Source organism: Pilibacter termitis (assembly GCF_900167335.1).
Classification (GTDB): Bacteria; Bacillota; Bacilli; order Lactobacillales; family Streptococcaceae; genus Pilibacter; species Pilibacter termitis.
Map to the genome: position 1 here is coordinate 1 of NZ_FUXI01000045.1, position 16,681 is coordinate 16,681.

Sequence of the window (16,681 nt, forward strand, 5' to 3'; positions counted from 1 at the left end):
GTTTGGAATAATTCCGCAATTTCATTTTGAGAGAGCCATACTGTGCCATTTTCTATTTGTAAATTTATTTTTGTCTTTCCGTCATCAGACGTATACATAATGATTTCATTATTCATATTTTCCATCACAACATAATCCTCGCAATCACCTAATTATTTTCCACATCATAATCATTTCTAACCATTTCACTAATATAAGGTTCAAATTGTTGATTTATTTCATGGATATGTGGATAAATTCCATTTTCCTTATCTTTTTCAAATTGCTCATGAACAAAGCGTGACATTTCACGAGAAATGCCAAAAGCTTTTTCAATAAATTTTCTATCAATATTTCTTCGTTTGTCATACAAGTGTATCAATGGTCTTGGAGCAAGTAAATTTTTAGCAAAATAATTTGCCTCTTTTTCAAAAATGTTGTTATCCATATAATGTATGTAATTTCTATGGATACAATTTTCTTCGGATAAATGTCCAAGTAAAATATGACCGAGTTCATGAGCAAGTGTGAAACGTATGCGTTGTTCATGAATAATCCTATCGTTGTAGTAGATGACGTATTTTCCCCCTTGATAAATAGTTAATCCATCTTTTGAACCAAACGTTTTTACTACCTCCTTAATAGAAATATCTTCTTTTTTCGCTACAGATGAATATCTTATCAAGTGTATATTTTCTTCATTTTCTATTATGGACTTCACACAAATCGGCAACTTTGTTTGCTTAGACTTTTTTATAGTTTCAAAAGCAGTTAGTTGTGCTTTTTTAAAATTCACTTCTTTGTCAATCATTCATCATCATCTTCCATATCAAATGTTAGTTCTATCAATTTCAATAATTTTTCTTGTTGTATTTTCGTCATATTTTTTGTTTTACGTTGAATCATGTAAAATTCACGTGATTCTTTTTTGTTTTCTTCGTTGTTAGTAGAAGATACTTTTTTAGAAGTTAAATCACCTCGTTCTTCATCAGGAATCCTTTCTTTTCCAACATCATACCCCATAAGCCATGGCTCACTTACATTTAAAGTTTTTGACAATAAATAAATTCTGTCTTGGTCTGGAGACTGAACACCATTCACATATTGAGAAAGTGTACTTTTACCCATTTTTATATCTAATTTTTTTTGATACGGTTCAGATAATCTAAGAATATCAACTTGTTTTAAAGCTCTTTCGTTCATTATCTCTTTCAATCTATTTGAAGTAGTATTTTTTTCCATTTTATTTTTTACCTCATTCATATGATATTTATAGTATAAAGCTGTTTTAAAAAAAAAACAACAAAAAAATTCATTTTTCATGAACTTTTTTGTTGACAAAATTTTATTGGCTTGATATACTTTATTCATAAAGTTCATGTAACATGAACACAAGGAGAGGAGGAATAAATTTGAGTCGTAAAAAACCAGTTGTCAAAATCGAAAAGGTTGAAATCAACTTTTACCAAAAAGAAGATAAAGACAACGGGAAAACCACCGACAACCAATTCAAAAAAGATGTGACAGTCGCTTTGATTGGTGTAGGCGGTGGTATCATAGGAGCATTGATAACATCACTGCTCAAATAATCTAAGGGGGTCGCCCCCCCTTAGATATATTCTAACACGAAGGAGGTGTAAAAACAAATGGATAAAGAAACGAAACATATTATTATAAGTGGAATTGTTGGAATTGTAATAGGTGCTTTATTAGTTACATTTTTTAATTTAATAGGTATTTTTTAAAATAAGAGGAGGTGTAAAAATGAGTTATGATTACTCAAAGTTGCTAGGAAAAATTGTAGAGAAATATGGAACACAGTATAATTTTTCAGTTGCTATGGAATTATCTGAACGAACAATTTCTCTGAAACTTAACGGAAAAGTTCGTTGGAAAGATGAAGAAATATATAAAGCTACGAAGTTATTAAATTTAAACGTTGCTGATATACCAAAATATTTTTTTAAAGAAAAAGTTCATGTATCGTGAATCTAAAAAAACGATACATCTAAGTACCGTTTATCGTAAAGACTAATACATTGTTCCGTTAATCGTATAGTAAAGACCTGTAATATTATAAAGCTCATCACTTATTTTTTTAGATGTATCAGAATTGGTTTCTTCGTTATTGTATTTAATTTCGATTTTAAGACCATGTCTATTGTAACTTGTGTTTTTAGCGACATTTTTACTATCGTATTCATTGCCATTTGATGAGAGTATAGTTTGAATTACATTGACTGATATTGCGAAAATAGGGTCATTTGTTCCAATTTCTTCCATTTGTTTTTTAACAGTGTTAGAGACTGGTTCGAGAGTAGCGTATTTAGAATCTTTAGCATACCATGATATATCTTTTTTAGATGTTTCAGTATTATCTTTAGTTTTCTCGCTACTTTTGATTGTTGATGTAGAAGGCTTTGTAACTTTTGAAATGTTTGTTTTTACTTTATCAGTGGTTACTTGTTTGTTCTTATTAGGGATAAAATAACCAATTACAACTAGCACAGCTAAAACAACCCAAAATTCTTTACGTGTATAAATTTTTTTCTTCATTGAAAATACCACCTTATAATTTTAATTTATTTTATAAGTATATCACATAAAAGAAGATGTGACGAAAATTAACATCAACGGAACGGAACAATAAAAAATGTTCTTTGATAACTGAATAAACGTAGACGAAAAAAGATAGGAGTGTATTAAAAATGAACGTAGTAAAAGTAATCGAAAAAGAAAGTCCATACACGGACAAAGAAAATCTTGCAAAGTATTACAAGATTAGTATTCACACGTTGAATAAGCTCATTCCAGAATTTCGAGAAAGCAAATTTTGCAGCGAGAAAGGGTATCGGCGACCGTGCTATAAGGTGGTGATTATCAAAATTGATGAATTTGATGAATTTATCACTCATAAGCATAAGAATTTGTTTCGCTAGGAGGAGGAAATGGACTATTTTAGTGACGTGATGATTATCCTAACAACAATCTTACTCTTTATCGCTGTTGTTGGCATTGTGTACTACAAGCCGATAGATAAAAAGAAAGGTATCACGCAAAAAGAAATTGAAGATATTTCTTTTGTAGAAAAAAAGAATAAATTCATGCGGAAAGAGATTTTTCAAATGGATTTTGAGGTGAAAAAAGGTTCAGCGGCAACTGAACCAAAACAACAATAATCAAGGAGATTATAACATGAGAGCAACAAAATTGAAAGTGCTAGAGGCTATTAGCGAGAACGAAAACATTAAAAATCATGAGTTGGAACACATCACAACGCATGGTGCGAGTTATATTTCCACATTAGTATCCGGAGGATATGTGGAGAGATTCGGGTATGACGACAAACGAAAACTTACATTAACTGAAAAAGGTGTATTGGCACTTGAGGACGGTTTGGAAAAAATAAGCAATAAGTCTGGAAAAAGTCCGAACTGGAAAAAAGAAGTGTATAACGAGGCTCTTGAGTATCTTGTCGAAGATATGCGACAGGCAACAAACTACAACGACAGAAAAGACATTATTAACACGATACTGAAAGTTATGAAGGAGATGTAAAAAAAATGCTAGAAATTAAAACATTAGAAGTAGACATGGAAACTGGTGAAGTGAACGTTTTTAAATGCAATACACCGAGAGACGTTGAAAATTTAAGTGATGATAAGCTGCAAGACTTTTTGCTTGAGGCTCGTCATATCCAGTCTTTGATGAAAAAAGGAGACGAGGAAGTGAAAAAACGTCTGGATAATGGGCATACATTTTCACGCATTGGATATGGCAATCAGACGAGGACAAATTTAGCGGATGTGGAAAGTGTGAAAAAACGCATTGTAAAAAAGTACGGTTGGAACGCAGTCGTCTTGCCCTCATTGAATCAATTGAAGAGAATGTATGGCGAGTCAATAGAGGCTGATTTAGAAGAAGTGATTGTCTATAAAAATATCAATGTACTGAAAGTTGGGTTGTAAAAATGGAAATAGTAAAGGCGAATGAAATTGAAAAAAACAAACATTTTACTGCTCTTATCTATGGGCAAGCAGGCATGGGGAAGACCACCACCCTTTCATCTTTGAAGGGGAGAACACTTATTTTAGACGTGGACGGCTCGTCATTTGTATTGGCTGGGTGCGAAAACATTGACGTAGTCAAGATGAATCCGAAAGAACCACATAAGGAATTTGGTGAATTTTACAAGTATGTTTTGAAACACCAAAATGAGTATGACAATGTTGTCATTGACAATTTGAGCCATTTTTCAAAACTTTGGCTGATTGAGAGAAGTAAGCACACGAAAAGCGGACAGCCAGAGCTGAGAGATTATGGCTTGCTTGATAACCTCATTGTAGAGGCGGTATCGGCATATAAAAATTTAGATTTGAACGTTGTGTTCACAGCGTGGGAAGTCGAAAAAGAGATAACAATGGACTCTGGGCGAGTATACAACAAATTTTACCCAGATTTGCGAGACAAGATAATCAACAACGTCATGGGTATTATCCCGATTGTCGCAAGACTTGTGACGGATTCCGAAGGTGAGCGAATTTACGCACTAACGGCAACACTGTCAACGTATGCGAAAAATCAGTATGACGATAGACAAATGGCAAAACAGCTCGAGTTATTTAAATTTTAAACAATGGAGGACGAACAAATGAGCTTATTAGATGTAATGGAAGAATATTCAAAGGATTTTGATGCAAGTAAGGACAGTATTTCAAGCAATGCTATGTTACCAGCTGGAGTGTATGCTGTGCGACTCACCAAAGTGAAAGCGGACAGTGACAACTTTGGGAATGATGAGGTGGCAATTACACTGCAAGTCGTTAGTGGAGACCACAAGGACAAGCTTGAATTTTTGAATCTAGTGTTCAAGTCGAACGACACAGAAAAAGAGTTGCCAAAATTTGTCGTTGAGAAAAACGTAAAAACAGTGTTGAAATTAGCGACAATGTGTGGACTTACGTTGAAAAAAGGCGATATGAAATCAGAGGAAACTTTGGCGAAAGCATTGCAAGCAGGAAGTGGTATGCAGTTTAAAATGATTTTAAAACTAGGAAAAAATAAAAAAAATCCAGATTATCCATTCCGAAACTATGAATTTGAGGAGTTGGACAATACTCCGATTGATATTTCGGATGATGAATTTCCGTTCTAAGATGTTATTTTAAGTGATTACGTTTGTGATTACGTTTTGCCCTAAAAGTGATTACGTTTCTGAAATTTATAATCATTCACTTTTTCACAAGTGATTATTTTTCCAAAACGTAATCACTTTCGTAATCAAAACGTAATCACTCTAAACAGCGGTGTAACAACGTTTGGAGCAATTTGATTACGGATTACGATATAGAAATAAGTAAATCACTTTTTCTACTAAAGAAACGAAAAAACTCATTTCCCTGTTTTTTCGTAATCACGAAGGGGAAATGAGTTCATCTGTTGTTATTTTATACTTTTTTACAAGTAGTTCGTATGAACTAATTATATCACGAAAGCGAGGTGTGTCAAGTAAGTGTTAACGAACAATAGAGGTTTAGGAAATTTAAAACTGGCTTTGGACTATGCAAAAGATAAACATAATTGGGAGTTACCTGTGATGTACCTAGCAATTGGTGGTTATGCTTACGTGTATGAGTTATTGCGATCTTATGGATATAGAAAAGATGAAATCGCAACGGAAGACGATATTAAAATGACGAGTCAGTTTTTGCAAGATACGCATGGGAAAAAAGTATTGATTGTCAACAATTCAAATGCGTTGATTGATTATAGAATGTCAAAATCTGGAGGTTACTTCACCAACTTAAATCCATTAAAGGCAATGAGGTTTGAGGATTTTATAAACACCTATGCAACAAAGCAAACAAAGGTGTTTGTGGATAAAGAAAAAGTGAAGTATAGAAAGCCTTATTTGGTGATTTTTAATGACGTGAATTGCAACTATCAATTTGACGGATATAAAATACACAATACGAATTTTGGGTTTGCTCAATTTTTCGAGCGTTTTAAAAAAGTGGAGGAAGTCATTCAAGCATTAAGAGAGACTGAGCCGCATAAGTGCCAAAAATTTGTGAAGTATGAGTTTGTGAACGAAACAGATGAAGATGTTGTTGATTTTTTGGCGAAATTGAAAAACTCAAAATCTGGAGTATTGGACGAGGAAAAAGGAGTCTATTATTTCAAACCTATGGAATTTAGACGTTTGGCTGGAAGTAAGGCGATTGTCGAAAAAATATTGAAAGTAGAAGAACTTGGTATTTCACAATTCTCGACAAATAAATGTTTTCGTTCTTTAGGAATAGCTGGAAAGTTGTTTGTCGTTCCTGTTGAATCTCTTGAATGGAGTGGTCATGAGTTCGTAAGTGAGAAAGAGCAGTACGAAAAAGAACTTGCGATTGAATTTGAAAAAGAAAAGCGTGAAGAAGAAGAATTGCAAGCAAGCACGAATGAAATAATGGAGCAATCTTTGCACATTGGCTTACAGCATGGATTTGTCAAACGTAAATTGGCGAGAGAGGCAGAAACGACATTGCAAGAGCTGGTTTCTGAAGAAATGATGAAGTATTTTGCGATAGACGAAACATTTAGAAGTGCGAGCGAATATAAAGAGTTTAAGCGTGCGAGAGCAATGTATTTTATCAACGGAGTGTTTGAAGATTCTTTGCGAAGTGATGAAAATTTCAGTGGCGGAAGGTTCATTTTAACTTTGGATATTGACGATAAAGAGTATGAGCTGGAAGAAATACAGTCTCGTTTGAGTGATAGAGGGTTGTTTGGTGTGATTTATCCAACTGCGAAACATTATTTTAACGGGGAAAAACGTTGGCGGCTCTTGCTGATGAGTGACAGAGAATTGGATAAGCGAGAGTATAGGAGCGTAATCGAACAGCTTGGAAAGATGTTGCGTATTGAGATTGACGAGGCAAGCAAGAAGTTAAATCAGCTTATGGGGTTGCCACTGAAAGCAGAAGATGTGGTGATTCACAATGGGCATAGAGTGAAATCTGAAATATTGTTGCAAAATGCGAAATACGAAAAAGAACAAAAAGAAATGCGGAAAAGTAAGGTGATTGATTTTCCAGTAGAGCGAAATGGTGAATTGAAATCATTGCGTGAGTTCAATCACGAGAGTGCAAATTTACTTGACGAGGCATTGAAACATGGTGTTCCGAAAGGTGCGAGAAATAACACGTACAGGAAAATTTACCTGTTCTTGCGAGACACGCTGGAGAGTGACGAGTTTAAAGAATGGCATAGCGAGGCACAACAATTGTTAGACGAAGTGAAAATACAGGCAGAGGCGGACGGAATAGACGAAAAAGAAAGGAAGTTGATTTTTAGAAATGCTTAATTTAACACAGGCTATGGCGGAGAATATTGAGAGTACCTACACGTACTCTTTCGCCAAAAATCATTACGGATACGAAAAAAGTGAGAGTAGTTACAATGCGATAGAATACTTTGAGCAATTGCTAGAAAAACTCAATCCATTTTTAGTAGTAATGGAATTGAGCGGATATGCAATTGTAAATGCAAAGAAATTTTTGGATAAAAACAATATCAAGTGGACTCAAAAAGAGCTGGAGGAGGCGGAGATTCCGTTACTTGTAAAAGCGAAAATGAACACGTTGAAAAAAGACGAGATAGAAAGTGATGTTATCCGAAATTATGACAGCTATTCCACTATTCAGCTTAAAGATATGGGCATTGAGATTGTTAATCATTATGAGGGGGCAAATGATGATATTACGACAATTGAAACGTTGCAGAAGAAAGAATATCTTAAAAAAATGCAGGAAGAATTGAGTGATAGAGAATTGGAAGTTGTTGCACCGTCCAATTTGAACAAAGAGCAAACAGAGGCATTTCATGTGGCATTATCCAAAAACTTTTCTTGCATTATTGGTGGAGCAGGTACTGGTAAAAGTTATGTGACGGCAGAAATTGTTGATAATATCAAAGGTGCTGTCGTTGTGCTTACACCAACGCATAAAGCACGTGAGGCGATTGACGAAAAATTGAAAAACGGGAAACGTTCGCAAACCATTCACTCTTGGGTTCATAATGCGAATGATTGCGACACGATTGTTGTAGATGAAAGTGGTATGCTTTCGACCGAGCTATTTGTGAAAGTTATGCGTGAATTTTACAAACACGCAAACAACATCATTTTCATTGGGGATAAAAACCAGTTACCTCCGATAGAGTACGGAAGACCATTTGAGGAGTTGCAAGAGATTTTGCCAACAGTCGAACTAAAAGAGAATTTGAGAAGTGAGGCAGTAAGCATTGTCAATTTTGGCAACGACATTATGGACGGTTTCATTTATGACGAAGAAACGTATAAAGACGTTGAATTTGTGGATAGTGTGGAGACTGCTTACGAAAAAGGAGCGGAAATTGTTTTGACGTTTCGCAACGCAGATGTGACGAAAGCGAATGAATACGCTCAAAATTTCTTGAATGAAAATGGTACTTCGACTATTTCTGAGAAATTCAAAGTTGGCGATAAGATTGTAGCGAAGACGAATAAGAGAAATCGGTTCTTTAATGGGCAGATGTTCGAGCTTGTTGGCGAAGGAAAAGCGAAAAATTTGAAAACTGGCGAGGAGCTTATTTTTCAAAATTGGCAAGAGCTAGAGTATAACTTTGATTTAGCATACGCTTTGACCATTCATAAATCGCAAGGGAGTGAGTGGGGAGTAGTGGCTTACAAGCCGTCAAATATCGACTCACAAAATCTTGCATATGTTGCAGCAACGAGGGCGAAAAATAAGTTGATTATTATTGGCAATATGTTTGATGTGATGAGTGCTTGTGAGCGTAGGACGAAAAAGTGGAGGGCATTATGACAAAATTAATTGCATTTGACCAGTCTACTACTTGCACTGGTTGGTGTGTAATGGAACAGGAAACGGGGAAACTCGTTTCCCACGGTTTCATCAAACCATTTGGCACAACGGATGAGCGTAGCATTGAGATGATTAAGAAAATAATCAAATTATGCAGTGTGCATGATGTGACGTTTGTGTTTATCGAGGGGGTGCAATTTCAGAAAAATCCTGTCGTGTTCGAGGTGTTAGCGGCACTTCATGGAGTGCTTAGGCTTTGTTTGACTGAAAAAGGGTATTTTGTAAATAGCGTAAAAGCACCAGAATGGCGAAAACGAGTGGGCATTAAGAATAAAAAAAGAGCGGATGTGAAAGAGGAGGCGATAAAAAAAGTGAAAGAATTGTACGATTTGGACGTTGGCGAGGATGAATGTGAGGCAATTTTATTTGCGAGGGCATTTTGTGCTTGAAAGGATGATTTGAAATGAACGATTATAAAAATAGTGAATTAAAAGCGAGCATTGACGATTTGCTTTATTACGAGGAACAAGCCAATCGTGAGCAACTGAAAAAAATTGAGCAATTACTTGATGATTGCGTTGAAAAAATCGCAGAAATTGTAGGTGTGTAGCATGAGTAGAAAGAAGAAAATTGCAGAAGATAACATGAAAAAAGCTAACACTATGTACGAATACGAAAATATTGAGATTGTAGAGGTAGACGGTGTAAAGCGAGTCTGGAGTAAGAAGGAAAAGAAACTTTTGCCAATGTATAAAAATGGATAAAAAGAAAGTAGGAAAAAACAAAATGGAAAAACAAATACAAAAAGCAATTGAAAAAAATTTAAATAGCGGAAAAATAGAGGAAATTGTATCAGAGCAATTCGAGAAAGCAATTAAAGACATTGTGCAAGGTCTGTTCCGTTGGGGAGACGTTCATGTATCGATTGAGGAAAAGATAAAATCAGTTTTACTTCCTGCAATTGATAGCTATGATTATTCAAAATACATTGTAACTCTTGATGAAGTTTTGCAAGAAATTTTAAAGCAAAATGCACTTCCTCATAAAAAACTGATAGAAAACTTTAAAAAACTAATGATACCAGTTGAAATAAAAGAAATTAAGTTATCAGACGTATTCAACGAGTATAAGAAGTTTGTTTCAAAAAATGTAGAAACAAGCGAGTTAGAGGTTGATTATGATGATGAACCTAGTTACGAAGAAGTTGAAGTGAGTTTAGAAGTTTTGCGTAATGGAGCTTTTAGCAATAAGGTTACGGGTATCAATTTCACTTGTGAAAAAGACGAGAATATGAATGTTTATGTAGCGACAAGTGATTACTTTTCAGACGATAAAGTTTACATTAGTTATGAAACTCCAAAAGAGCTAAAGGCTTTGCGGTATATGAACGATTTTGATGTTTTCATTTTATCTCTGGAACAGAATGATGTGAAAATTATCATTGACGTTGAAGAACTAGAAGATTTTGCAGAAATCGAGGAGAAACCTTATGATTGATAAAAAAGCAAAAATTAGTGCATACGGTGTTCGTAGTTTTGATGATAGTTTTCGCGAATATGGTGAAGAATGTTGGTATCTAAAAAATAAAGATAAAGAGTTTGACGAATTGTTCAATACAGAAAGTGAAATGAGTCGAAATAGCTCATACGTCGACCCAGATGATGAAATTTTTGGAGAAAGTTTTGCTTTGTACGAAAAAAGCGAAATTGAACGTGCGATTGATGAAGTATTAGACAACTACAAAGATTATATTAATGGTGAAGTAGATAATTATAGCAAGAATAACTTAGATATATCTTTAGAATTGTTATCAAGAAAAATTATTGATAGATTTTAGAATTGGAGAATTTAAAATGATGAAAAGACCAGAAATGAAAGAAATACAATTTCCTATGAATGAAACGCTTAAATGGATAGATGAAACTGGAGAACAAGTGAGAGATTGGATACTATACGCACAAAGTCTTGAAGAAGAAAACGAACGACTGCGTTCTATGCCACTTGAAGAAATGGAAAAATCTTACACGCAAAGAGATATAGTAAAAGCGATTAATGAAGTTTTTTCTGACACTGCAATAATTGTTTTAGAAGAAATAGGATTTTGCGTACGTTTAGATTATCTAACAGAAAAACTTAAAAAGTTGAAAGGAGCATTTGAATGATTGAAGTAAAAGAGGAACTTTATGAATTTCCAGTTGTTTTCAAAGCAACTGGAAAAGAAAAATTTTTAGCAGAGACCTTTGTTGGACTCATGATGAAAAAAGGAAAGATAGAATTATGCTGTTTTTGTGATGAAGAATATATGTACTTTTCAAATCCTAAAACTGGACAAATTGTTAGAAAATTTATGGCATTTGATTGTCTAAATGAATATGAATTTACTAGATATGCTGAAATAACGTTTGAAACAATAGAGAATTTTGGTGTAGAAAAGTTTATTAAAAAAACAAAGGTTGAAATGAAAAGAATTAGAAAACATTTAGGAGAACTTCCTAAAGTGAAAGTGGTGAGTAAACTTGACGACAACTAAAGCACAACGAGCAATTAAAAAGATGATTATTGATGAAATGTACCTTTCTGAAATTTTCGATTTGATTTATGACGATACATTTCCAGAAGAAACAATTAAAAAAATTAGGCGACTGGTCGCAAAAGAAGTTTCAGACAACATGACAGAAGTAGAAAGACGAAACTTTTTGCTTGAAAAATTAGGTTATAAAGAAACTATGCGGGTGTTAGGAAAAGGAGCGTATAAATAATGTTAGAAATACTTGAATATGTAGCAAGATGTCTTGGTATGGTAACCGCCATAATTTTTTGTCTTGCATTTATAATTGCTTGTGTTTTAGTTTTTATTAATTTCGTTCTTGATTGGATTGAAGATGTAAGGAGGTGATTTTACATGGAACAATTAAGACCGCTTGAAGTGATTTTCTGGGAAAACATTGATAAAGCAATGAAAGATGTTGGAATGAAGAACTATGAACTTTCTTTGTTGCTTGGTAAATCTAAGAATTATATATCAGGACAACGAAGAAATAAGTCATTGATGTCTTCAGAAGTACGTCTTACGATTTGTGAAGTGCTTAATGTTGACTGGGCTTATCTGTGTGATGATTGGGGGTGGGAGAAAGTTAGGTGACGATAGTAGCTATTTTGCATTAAAGGAGATGTCGTATGATTGAATGTTTGAAAAAGTATAAAGACCTCGTGGCAGAGATAGAGTTTTTGTACTTACAAATCAAATATACCAAATTGGAACTCGAACAATGGGAACAACACGAAAATCCAAATGAGGATAAATATTTGGCAAGGAATTTTACCTATCATGCAACACTACAAAAACAAAGTGAGTTGAGAAAAGCGTTGAAAAAAATGAATGAAACATTGAGTCGAAAAGAAAAACAGAAAAAAGAAGTCTTGCAACTAATTGATAAGTTTGAGGGGCTTGAGAATGAAGTGTTAAGACTTCGATACATTGAAAATTTATCTTTAAGCGAAATCGCTATGGAATTACATTATTCCGAACAACACATTCGTAGGGTTCATGCCAACTTGGTTCGCATGATTCAATTTAGAAAAATGTAGCCAACATTTATGCTACATACATCTTGATTTTTCTGTGTTATAGTATTAGCGTGATAAAATTTCAAATGAAGTTCAAGTCGTGTGCTTGGACTTTTTTTGCATGAGAGGTGGTGTGAAAAGTTGACAAAATTTGATAGATATAAGCCTACACGAGCAGAGAAAAAGTTACTTGAAACCCTTGTAGAACCAGAAGTTTTAGGGTTAACAGTGGAGGAAATATGTAAAAAAGCAAAAGTAAGTCGTCAAACTTACTACAACGCTATGGCAAAACCTTTATTTGTTCAATTGGTCAACGACATCACACTTGACCTTGTGAAAGGAAAAGCACACAATGTCGTGAATATGGCTTATAAAGTTGCGTTGACGGAGAAAGGGTTCCAAGATAGAAAAATGATTCTACAAATGGCGAATTTATATTCCGAGAAAACAGAAACAACCATTAGTGGCACGGTGGAACATACGCATACTGTGAATCCTTTGAAAGAAAAAACGGCAGATGAATTGCTTGAGATTGCAAAAGGATTGTTTGACAATGGATAAAAAACAGGAAATACAAACGATTTTTGCAGAGGTGCATTTTTGGAGTTATTGTGCCTTACTTGCTCCTAATTTTTACAAACCAGAACGTAAGTATTTAATTGATTTTTGCCAGTCGTTACAAAATTTTATGGTAGATGATTTGCATGATGTGTTGATTATTAATGCTCCGCCACGACATGGCAAGAGCCGAACAGTTTCACTGTTTGCTAGTTGGCTTTTAGGAAATGACCCCACACGTAAAATCATGATAGGTTCGTACAATGAAACACTCTCTACACAGTTTTCAAAAAACGTGCGTGATACGATTATGGAAATCAAAGCAGATGAAAACATTCCTGTTTTTTCAGATATGTTTCCAACCGTTGAGATTAAAAAAGGCGACGGTGCTATGAATATGTGGAGCTTAAAAGGAGGGTATAATAATTATTTGGCAACAAGTCCAAAAGGAACGGCGACAGGATTTGGAGCAAATATTTTGATAGTGGACGATTTGATAAAATCGGCAGATGAGGCGAACAATGCTCAAGTGTTAGAAAATCATTGGTCTTGGTTTACCGATACTATGCTTTCACGAGTGGAAAGCGGTGGGAAAATCATTATTGTTATGACACGGTGGCATTCGCAAGATTTGGCAGGGCGAGCGTTGGAATTGTTACCTCAAGCGGATTACCGAGTGAAACAGATTTCTATGAAAGCATACGACAAAGAAACGGATACAATGTTGTGTGAAGATGTGTTGAGTAAACAAGATTATAAACGTAAAGTGAAAACAATGGGTGTAGACATTGCAAGTGCCAACTATCAACAAGAGCCGATTGATATAAAAGGGAAGTTGTACCAGAAATTCCAAACGTATGATGTAATACCAGAGTTTACGAAAATTTGGAATGTAACTGATACGGCAGACAAGGGAGAAGATTACCTTTGCTCAATTGTGTTTGGCGAAACGAAGGAACACCAAGCGTATGTGTTGGATGTGCTTTACACGAAAGAGCCAATGGAAGTGACGGAAAAAGCTCAAAGTATGCAAATTATACGTTACAAAGTCAATCACGCTCGCATTGAGTCAAATAATGGTGGTCGAGGCTACAAGCGAAATGTAGAGCGAATGACGAGAGAAAAAGGTTTCGTCAGTTGTTACTTTGAAGATTTTACACAAACTGGCAATAAAATCTCACGTATTTTGTCAAACTCAGCTTGGATTGAAAATAATGTATTTTTTCCGAGCGATTGGCATTTACGTTTTCCAGAATATACTCATGCTATGAATACATTTCAGCGTGAGGGGAAAAATAAACATGATGATGCAGCTGATGCTACAACTTTGATAGCTGAAACTATTTCAGAAGATGTTGGACGTATCGCACGAGTGCGAGAAATACCGAAAGGGATATTGAGGAGGTAAAAGATGAGTATTGTACTCAATCGAAAATATATTGAAAATCCACTAGAGCCACCGCATGAAGTCGTGGCTTTTTGTTTGCAACAGCACCAGAGTTCTATTTACCGAATGGAAAAGTTGGCAAATTATTATGAGGGTAAACATGACGTGTTGGAACGTAAAACAGAACGTGATAAGGAGTATCGCTCAAACATTGTTACAAATCATTTTAAGTTAATCGTTGACTCGTTCACGGCTTTCGCTTTAGGAAACCCCGTGGCTTATACGGAACAAAATCAAGAGCAAGACATTTCTATTTTCACAGATATGCTTGAGAAAATGGACATTGTTAGCCATGATATTGAGCTTGAAAAAGATTTGTCTGTGTTTGGTTTTTCAAATGAATTGCACTATATGCGAAAAGACATGAATGATGAATTAGAAACAGAAATTTGCATTACAAAAATTGACCCTCGTGGTTCGTTTGTGGTAACGGACGACACGGTGGACAAAAACAAACTATTTGCCGTTCGATATGTGAAACAACACGATTTAAACGGGAATGAAAAAGGGTATTGTGTCGAGATTTACACGAAAAGCGAAGTGATTACATACGAGAGCGAATCGTTAGAGTTTCAAAACGTTGTTGAAATTTCAAGAGTCCAACATTATTTTGGTGAAGTTCCTATGGTGGAATTTCGGAACAACGAGGAGAAAATCGGTGATGCAGAACCTGTTCTTTCACTCATTGACGCATACAACAATTTGCAAAGCGACCGTTCCAATGATATTGACACGCAAATCAATGCTGTGTTGATTGCCTATGGGTATTCATTGGTGGATGCACTTGAAAACGCAAAAGGTAGCACACAGATTGCAATTGAAACACCGATTGAAAACGCACGAACAGAATTTTTGACCAACTCCCTTGACCAAACGCAAGTGGAGTTATTTGTGAAGTCAATCGAAGAGAACATTCACAAAATTAGCTACGTGCCAAATATGAATGATGAGAAATTTAGTGGGAATGTGAGTGGCGAGGCTATGAAATGGAAAGTGTTCATGATGTTGAACGCTTTAGTTATTAAGCAACGATATTTTATTAAAGGAATCAAGGAGCGTTTGATTTTATTGCAGAATGTGTTGAACGTAAAAAATGGTATAAATTTAAATTTGTCGACACTCAAAATTCAAATGAAACCCAATTTACCTGTGAATTTATCGGAAATCATTCAGAATATCAACAACTCACAAGAATTTATCCCACTTATTCACTCGCTTGGTTGGTTGCCAGATGTTGATAATCCACAAGAATTGATAGAGCAATTAAACGAGCAAAAAATGAATAATATGGAGCGACAAATGGAACTAATCGGCTCAAGTCATGATGATATAGAAAAGGATGAGGAAGATGATTCGGATTCAGAAAACAGCAAAGACAATCAAAGCAAACGGACACGCTCAACCGTTACTGTGCAATAGCGTTTCTGTATTGTTTCAACATACGGCTTTTTCACTAGTTAATTGTGTTGTGAAAGGTGGCAAAGAAAAAGAAGGGTATTATGAGCTTACGGCAGAGCATACCGAAGAAAATGATGTGTTGATGAATGCCTTAGTAAAAACGTTTAAGTTGATGAGCGAGCAATTTCCAGAGGAAATAAGCTATGAAGGAAAAGGATGAATTAACCTATTGGGAAAAACGAGCCATTCTTGCCGAAGAAAAGGTAAAACTTTCAGCAGATAAGACAAGCAACATGATTATTCGTGCATATTTACGCACGCAGAATTATTTCCGTGAAGAAATTAGAAAATTGTTCAGACGTGCTGAACGTTTGACAGGAGCAAGTGAAGACGTCATGAAAAACGTGTTGAGTCAAAAAGTACCATACGAGGAACTCATGGAGTTTTCACGACTGGCGAAAAGCGAGAATAAAGAAGTGGCGAAAGTTGCAAGAGAAAGATTACAACAGGAGGCGATAAAGTCTCGCATTACTCGTTTAGATGTTTTGCGAGCCAAAGCATATATCGCCACCAAACAGCTCGCAGACGTTGAGAAACTAAAAACCGAAGATTTACTCACACGAACGGCAAAAAGGGCATACGTGGAAAGTATGGAAGAATTAGAGGGGGTGCAGCCGACCATTCGACTGTGGACTGGCGAAGAATACACACCGAAAAATATTCCCAACAAGGAAGTGAAAAACATTCTTGAAACGCATTGGAAAGGGAGTAACTTTTCAGAGCGTATTTGGAAAGATACTGACCGATTAGCCGAGCGTTTGGAGGAATTGTTCACGGAGAAGAATTTGACGGCAATGAGTGAGCGAGAAATGGCTCAACG

At 35.3% G+C, this 16,681-nt stretch carries 27 protein-coding genes and 1 pseudogene; 25 read left to right on the forward strand and 3 right to left on the reverse strand.

All coding sequences use genetic code 11. The annotated features are described in order from the left end of the window. Positions 1 to 148: 148 nt before the first annotated feature. Together B5D30_RS12510 and B5D30_RS12515 are read right to left on the reverse strand one after the other, a co-directional pair. Complete coding sequence (locus B5D30_RS12510; protein ID WP_078808410.1) at positions 149 to 790, reverse strand: ImmA/IrrE family metallo-endopeptidase; 642 nt, start codon at positions 788 to 790, stop codon at positions 149 to 151. After that, entirely contained in the window at positions 787 to 1,350 is a 564-nt protein-coding gene (locus B5D30_RS12515; RefSeq protein WP_234984679.1) for a helix-turn-helix domain-containing protein, read from the reverse strand. Before B5D30_RS12515 ends, B5D30_RS12510 begins: the two co-directional genes overlap by 4 nt. A gap of 41 nt (positions 1,351 to 1,391) precedes the next feature. Between B5D30_RS12515 and B5D30_RS13900 the strand changes: the two genes are divergently transcribed. Continuing rightward, positions 1,392 to 1,568 (forward strand): hypothetical protein, encoded by a 177-nt coding sequence (locus tag B5D30_RS13900; RefSeq protein WP_159443336.1) that lies wholly within the window; start codon positions 1,392 to 1,394, stop codon positions 1,566 to 1,568. Positions 1,569 to 1,743: 175 nt separating this feature from the next. Then, the gene (locus tag B5D30_RS12520; RefSeq protein ID WP_078808412.1) at positions 1,744 to 1,968 is read left to right on the forward strand and encodes a DUF739 family protein; all 225 of its coding nucleotides are present in this window, start codon (positions 1,744 to 1,746) and stop codon (positions 1,966 to 1,968) included. Between the two features lie 42 nt (positions 1,969 to 2,010). Here B5D30_RS12520 and B5D30_RS12525 read toward each other — a convergent pair whose 3' ends face one another. Further along, complete coding sequence (locus B5D30_RS12525) at positions 2,011 to 2,535, reverse strand: hypothetical protein (RefSeq protein ID WP_078808413.1); 525 nt, start codon at positions 2,533 to 2,535, stop codon at positions 2,011 to 2,013. A gap of 152 nt (positions 2,536 to 2,687) precedes the next feature. Between B5D30_RS12525 and B5D30_RS12530 the strand changes: the two genes are divergently transcribed. From B5D30_RS12530 to B5D30_RS12630, 23 genes and pseudogenes are all read left to right on the forward strand, one after another. Then, a complete protein-coding gene (locus B5D30_RS12530) occupies positions 2,688 to 2,918 on the forward strand; it encodes a hypothetical protein (protein ID WP_078808414.1) in 231 nt (76 codons plus the stop codon). Positions 2,919 to 2,927: 9 nt separating this feature from the next. After that, a complete protein-coding gene (locus B5D30_RS12535) occupies positions 2,928 to 3,158 on the forward strand; it encodes a hypothetical protein (RefSeq protein ID WP_078808415.1) in 231 nt (76 codons plus the stop codon). 16 nt (positions 3,159 to 3,174) lie between these two features. Then, complete coding sequence (locus B5D30_RS12540) at positions 3,175 to 3,537, forward strand: helix-turn-helix domain-containing protein (protein ID WP_078808416.1); 363 nt, start codon at positions 3,175 to 3,177, stop codon at positions 3,535 to 3,537. A gap of 5 nt (positions 3,538 to 3,542) precedes the next feature. Beyond that, positions 3,543 to 3,947: a hypothetical protein gene (locus tag B5D30_RS12545; protein ID WP_078808417.1), complete on the forward strand. Its 405-nt coding sequence runs from the start codon at positions 3,543 to 3,545 to the stop codon at positions 3,945 to 3,947. A gap of 2 nt (positions 3,948 to 3,949) precedes the next feature. Next, positions 3,950 to 4,612, forward strand: a complete 663-nt coding sequence (locus B5D30_RS12550) for an AAA family ATPase (protein WP_078808418.1) — start codon at positions 3,950 to 3,952, stop codon at positions 4,610 to 4,612. An 18-nt stretch (positions 4,613 to 4,630) separates the two neighbouring features. Further along, positions 4,631 to 5,134 carry a hypothetical protein gene (locus B5D30_RS12555; protein WP_078808419.1) on the forward strand — a complete coding sequence of 168 codons (504 nt, stop codon included), beginning with the start codon at positions 4,631 to 4,633 and terminating at the stop codon, positions 5,132 to 5,134. Positions 5,135 to 5,491: 357 nt separating this feature from the next. Continuing rightward, positions 5,492 to 7,330: a hypothetical protein gene (locus B5D30_RS12560; protein WP_078808420.1), complete on the forward strand. Its 1,839-nt coding sequence runs from the start codon at positions 5,492 to 5,494 to the stop codon at positions 7,328 to 7,330. Further along, on the forward strand, positions 7,323 to 8,831 hold the full coding sequence (locus tag B5D30_RS12565; protein WP_078808421.1) for an ATP-dependent DNA helicase: 1,509 nt from the start codon (positions 7,323 to 7,325) through the stop codon (positions 8,829 to 8,831). Before B5D30_RS12560 ends, B5D30_RS12565 begins: the two co-directional genes overlap by 8 nt. After that, positions 8,828 to 9,280: a crossover junction endodeoxyribonuclease RuvC gene (locus B5D30_RS12570; RefSeq protein ID WP_078808422.1), complete on the forward strand. Its 453-nt coding sequence runs from the start codon at positions 8,828 to 8,830 to the stop codon at positions 9,278 to 9,280. Before B5D30_RS12565 ends, B5D30_RS12570 begins: the two co-directional genes overlap by 4 nt. 14 nt (positions 9,281 to 9,294) lie before the next feature. Then, complete coding sequence (locus B5D30_RS13905; protein ID WP_159443337.1) at positions 9,295 to 9,441, forward strand: hypothetical protein; 147 nt, start codon at positions 9,295 to 9,297, stop codon at positions 9,439 to 9,441. 1 nt (position 9,442) lies between these two features. Continuing rightward, positions 9,443 to 9,595, forward strand: a complete 153-nt coding sequence (locus B5D30_RS13910) for a hypothetical protein (protein WP_159443338.1) — start codon at positions 9,443 to 9,445, stop codon at positions 9,593 to 9,595. 22 nt (positions 9,596 to 9,617) lie between these two features. Continuing rightward, on the forward strand, positions 9,618 to 10,328 hold the full coding sequence (locus tag B5D30_RS12575; RefSeq protein ID WP_144399612.1) for a DUF871 domain-containing protein: 711 nt from the start codon (positions 9,618 to 9,620) through the stop codon (positions 10,326 to 10,328). Then, the gene (locus B5D30_RS12580) at positions 10,321 to 10,668 is read left to right on the forward strand and encodes a hypothetical protein (protein ID WP_078808424.1); all 348 of its coding nucleotides are present in this window, start codon (positions 10,321 to 10,323) and stop codon (positions 10,666 to 10,668) included. The genes B5D30_RS12575 and B5D30_RS12580 overlap by 8 nt, the downstream gene beginning before the upstream one ends. Before the next feature lie 16 nt (positions 10,669 to 10,684). Continuing rightward, positions 10,685 to 10,993 carry a hypothetical protein gene (locus B5D30_RS12585; protein WP_078808425.1) on the forward strand — a complete coding sequence of 103 codons (309 nt, stop codon included), beginning with the start codon at positions 10,685 to 10,687 and terminating at the stop codon, positions 10,991 to 10,993. Next, a complete protein-coding gene (locus tag B5D30_RS12590; RefSeq protein WP_078808426.1) occupies positions 10,990 to 11,361 on the forward strand; it encodes a hypothetical protein in 372 nt (123 codons plus the stop codon). The genes B5D30_RS12585 and B5D30_RS12590 overlap by 4 nt, the downstream gene beginning before the upstream one ends. Beyond that, positions 11,348 to 11,590 carry a hypothetical protein gene (locus B5D30_RS12595; protein WP_078808427.1) on the forward strand — a complete coding sequence of 81 codons (243 nt, stop codon included), beginning with the start codon at positions 11,348 to 11,350 and terminating at the stop codon, positions 11,588 to 11,590. The genes B5D30_RS12590 and B5D30_RS12595 overlap by 14 nt, the downstream gene beginning before the upstream one ends. 143 nt (positions 11,591 to 11,733) lie before the next feature. After that, complete coding sequence (locus B5D30_RS12600; RefSeq protein ID WP_078808428.1) at positions 11,734 to 11,973, forward strand: helix-turn-helix domain-containing protein; 240 nt, start codon at positions 11,734 to 11,736, stop codon at positions 11,971 to 11,973. A gap of 35 nt (positions 11,974 to 12,008) precedes the next feature. Continuing rightward, positions 12,009 to 12,419, forward strand: a complete 411-nt coding sequence (locus B5D30_RS12605) for a sigma factor-like helix-turn-helix DNA-binding protein (RefSeq protein WP_078808429.1) — start codon at positions 12,009 to 12,011, stop codon at positions 12,417 to 12,419. Positions 12,420 to 12,539: 120 nt separating this feature from the next. Then, entirely contained in the window at positions 12,540 to 12,959 is a 420-nt protein-coding gene (locus tag B5D30_RS12610; RefSeq protein ID WP_078808430.1) for a phBC6A51 family helix-turn-helix protein, read from the forward strand. Next, positions 12,952 to 14,364 carry a phage terminase large subunit gene (terL, locus tag B5D30_RS12615; protein WP_078808431.1) on the forward strand — a complete coding sequence of 471 codons (1,413 nt, stop codon included), beginning with the start codon at positions 12,952 to 12,954 and terminating at the stop codon, positions 14,362 to 14,364. Before B5D30_RS12610 ends, terL begins: the two co-directional genes overlap by 8 nt. 3 nt (positions 14,365 to 14,367) lie before the next feature. Beyond that, positions 14,368 to 15,822: a phage portal protein gene (locus tag B5D30_RS12620; RefSeq protein WP_078808432.1), complete on the forward strand. Its 1,455-nt coding sequence runs from the start codon at positions 14,368 to 14,370 to the stop codon at positions 15,820 to 15,822. Continuing rightward, a complete protein-coding gene (locus B5D30_RS12625; protein WP_159443339.1) occupies positions 15,752 to 16,021 on the forward strand; it encodes a ribosomal-processing cysteine protease Prp in 270 nt (89 codons plus the stop codon). Before B5D30_RS12620 ends, B5D30_RS12625 begins: the two co-directional genes overlap by 71 nt. After that, positions 16,005 to 16,681: pseudogene (locus B5D30_RS12630) on the forward strand (minor capsid protein); the annotation flags it as partial. The gene B5D30_RS12625 and the pseudogene B5D30_RS12630, both read left to right, overlap by 17 nt.

Coding starts and splice junctions, on each gene's coding strand:
- B5D30_RS12510 (WP_078808410.1), bottom strand. CDS start 790: ATGATTGACAAAGAAGTGAATTTTAAAAAAGCACAACTAACTGCTTTT.
- B5D30_RS12515 (WP_234984679.1), bottom strand. CDS start 1,350: ATGAATAAAGTATATCAAGCCAATAAAATTTTGTCAACAAAAAAGTTC.
- B5D30_RS12520 (WP_078808412.1), top strand. CDS start 1,744: ATGAGTTATGATTACTCAAAGTTGCTAGGAAAAATTGTAGAGAAATAT.
- B5D30_RS12525 (WP_078808413.1), bottom strand. CDS start 2,535: ATGAAGAAAAAAATTTATACACGTAAAGAATTTTGGGTTGTTTTAGCT.
- B5D30_RS12530 (WP_078808414.1), top strand. CDS start 2,688: ATGAACGTAGTAAAAGTAATCGAAAAAGAAAGTCCATACACGGACAAA.
- B5D30_RS12535 (WP_078808415.1), top strand. CDS start 2,928: ATGGACTATTTTAGTGACGTGATGATTATCCTAACAACAATCTTACTC.
- B5D30_RS12540 (WP_078808416.1), top strand. CDS start 3,175: ATGAGAGCAACAAAATTGAAAGTGCTAGAGGCTATTAGCGAGAACGAA.
- B5D30_RS12545 (WP_078808417.1), top strand. CDS start 3,543: ATGCTAGAAATTAAAACATTAGAAGTAGACATGGAAACTGGTGAAGTG.
- B5D30_RS12550 (WP_078808418.1), top strand. CDS start 3,950: ATGGAAATAGTAAAGGCGAATGAAATTGAAAAAAACAAACATTTTACT.
- B5D30_RS12555 (WP_078808419.1), top strand. CDS start 4,631: ATGAGCTTATTAGATGTAATGGAAGAATATTCAAAGGATTTTGATGCA.
- B5D30_RS12565 (WP_078808421.1), top strand. CDS start 7,323: ATGCTTAATTTAACACAGGCTATGGCGGAGAATATTGAGAGTACCTAC.
- B5D30_RS12570 (WP_078808422.1), top strand. CDS start 8,828: ATGACAAAATTAATTGCATTTGACCAGTCTACTACTTGCACTGGTTGG.
- B5D30_RS13905 (WP_159443337.1), top strand. CDS start 9,295: ATGAACGATTATAAAAATAGTGAATTAAAAGCGAGCATTGACGATTTG.
- B5D30_RS13910 (WP_159443338.1), top strand. CDS start 9,443: ATGAGTAGAAAGAAGAAAATTGCAGAAGATAACATGAAAAAAGCTAAC.
- B5D30_RS12575 (WP_144399612.1), top strand. CDS start 9,618: ATGGAAAAACAAATACAAAAAGCAATTGAAAAAAATTTAAATAGCGGA.
- B5D30_RS12580 (WP_078808424.1), top strand. CDS start 10,321: ATGATTGATAAAAAAGCAAAAATTAGTGCATACGGTGTTCGTAGTTTT.
- B5D30_RS12585 (WP_078808425.1), top strand. CDS start 10,685: ATGATGAAAAGACCAGAAATGAAAGAAATACAATTTCCTATGAATGAA.
- B5D30_RS12590 (WP_078808426.1), top strand. CDS start 10,990: ATGATTGAAGTAAAAGAGGAACTTTATGAATTTCCAGTTGTTTTCAAA.
- B5D30_RS12600 (WP_078808428.1), top strand. CDS start 11,734: ATGGAACAATTAAGACCGCTTGAAGTGATTTTCTGGGAAAACATTGAT.
- B5D30_RS12605 (WP_078808429.1), top strand. CDS start 12,009: ATGATTGAATGTTTGAAAAAGTATAAAGACCTCGTGGCAGAGATAGAG.
- terL (WP_078808431.1), top strand. CDS start 12,952: ATGGATAAAAAACAGGAAATACAAACGATTTTTGCAGAGGTGCATTTT.
- B5D30_RS12620 (WP_078808432.1), top strand. CDS start 14,368: ATGAGTATTGTACTCAATCGAAAATATATTGAAAATCCACTAGAGCCA.
- B5D30_RS12625 (WP_159443339.1), top strand. CDS start 15,752: ATGATTCGGATTCAGAAAACAGCAAAGACAATCAAAGCAAACGGACAC.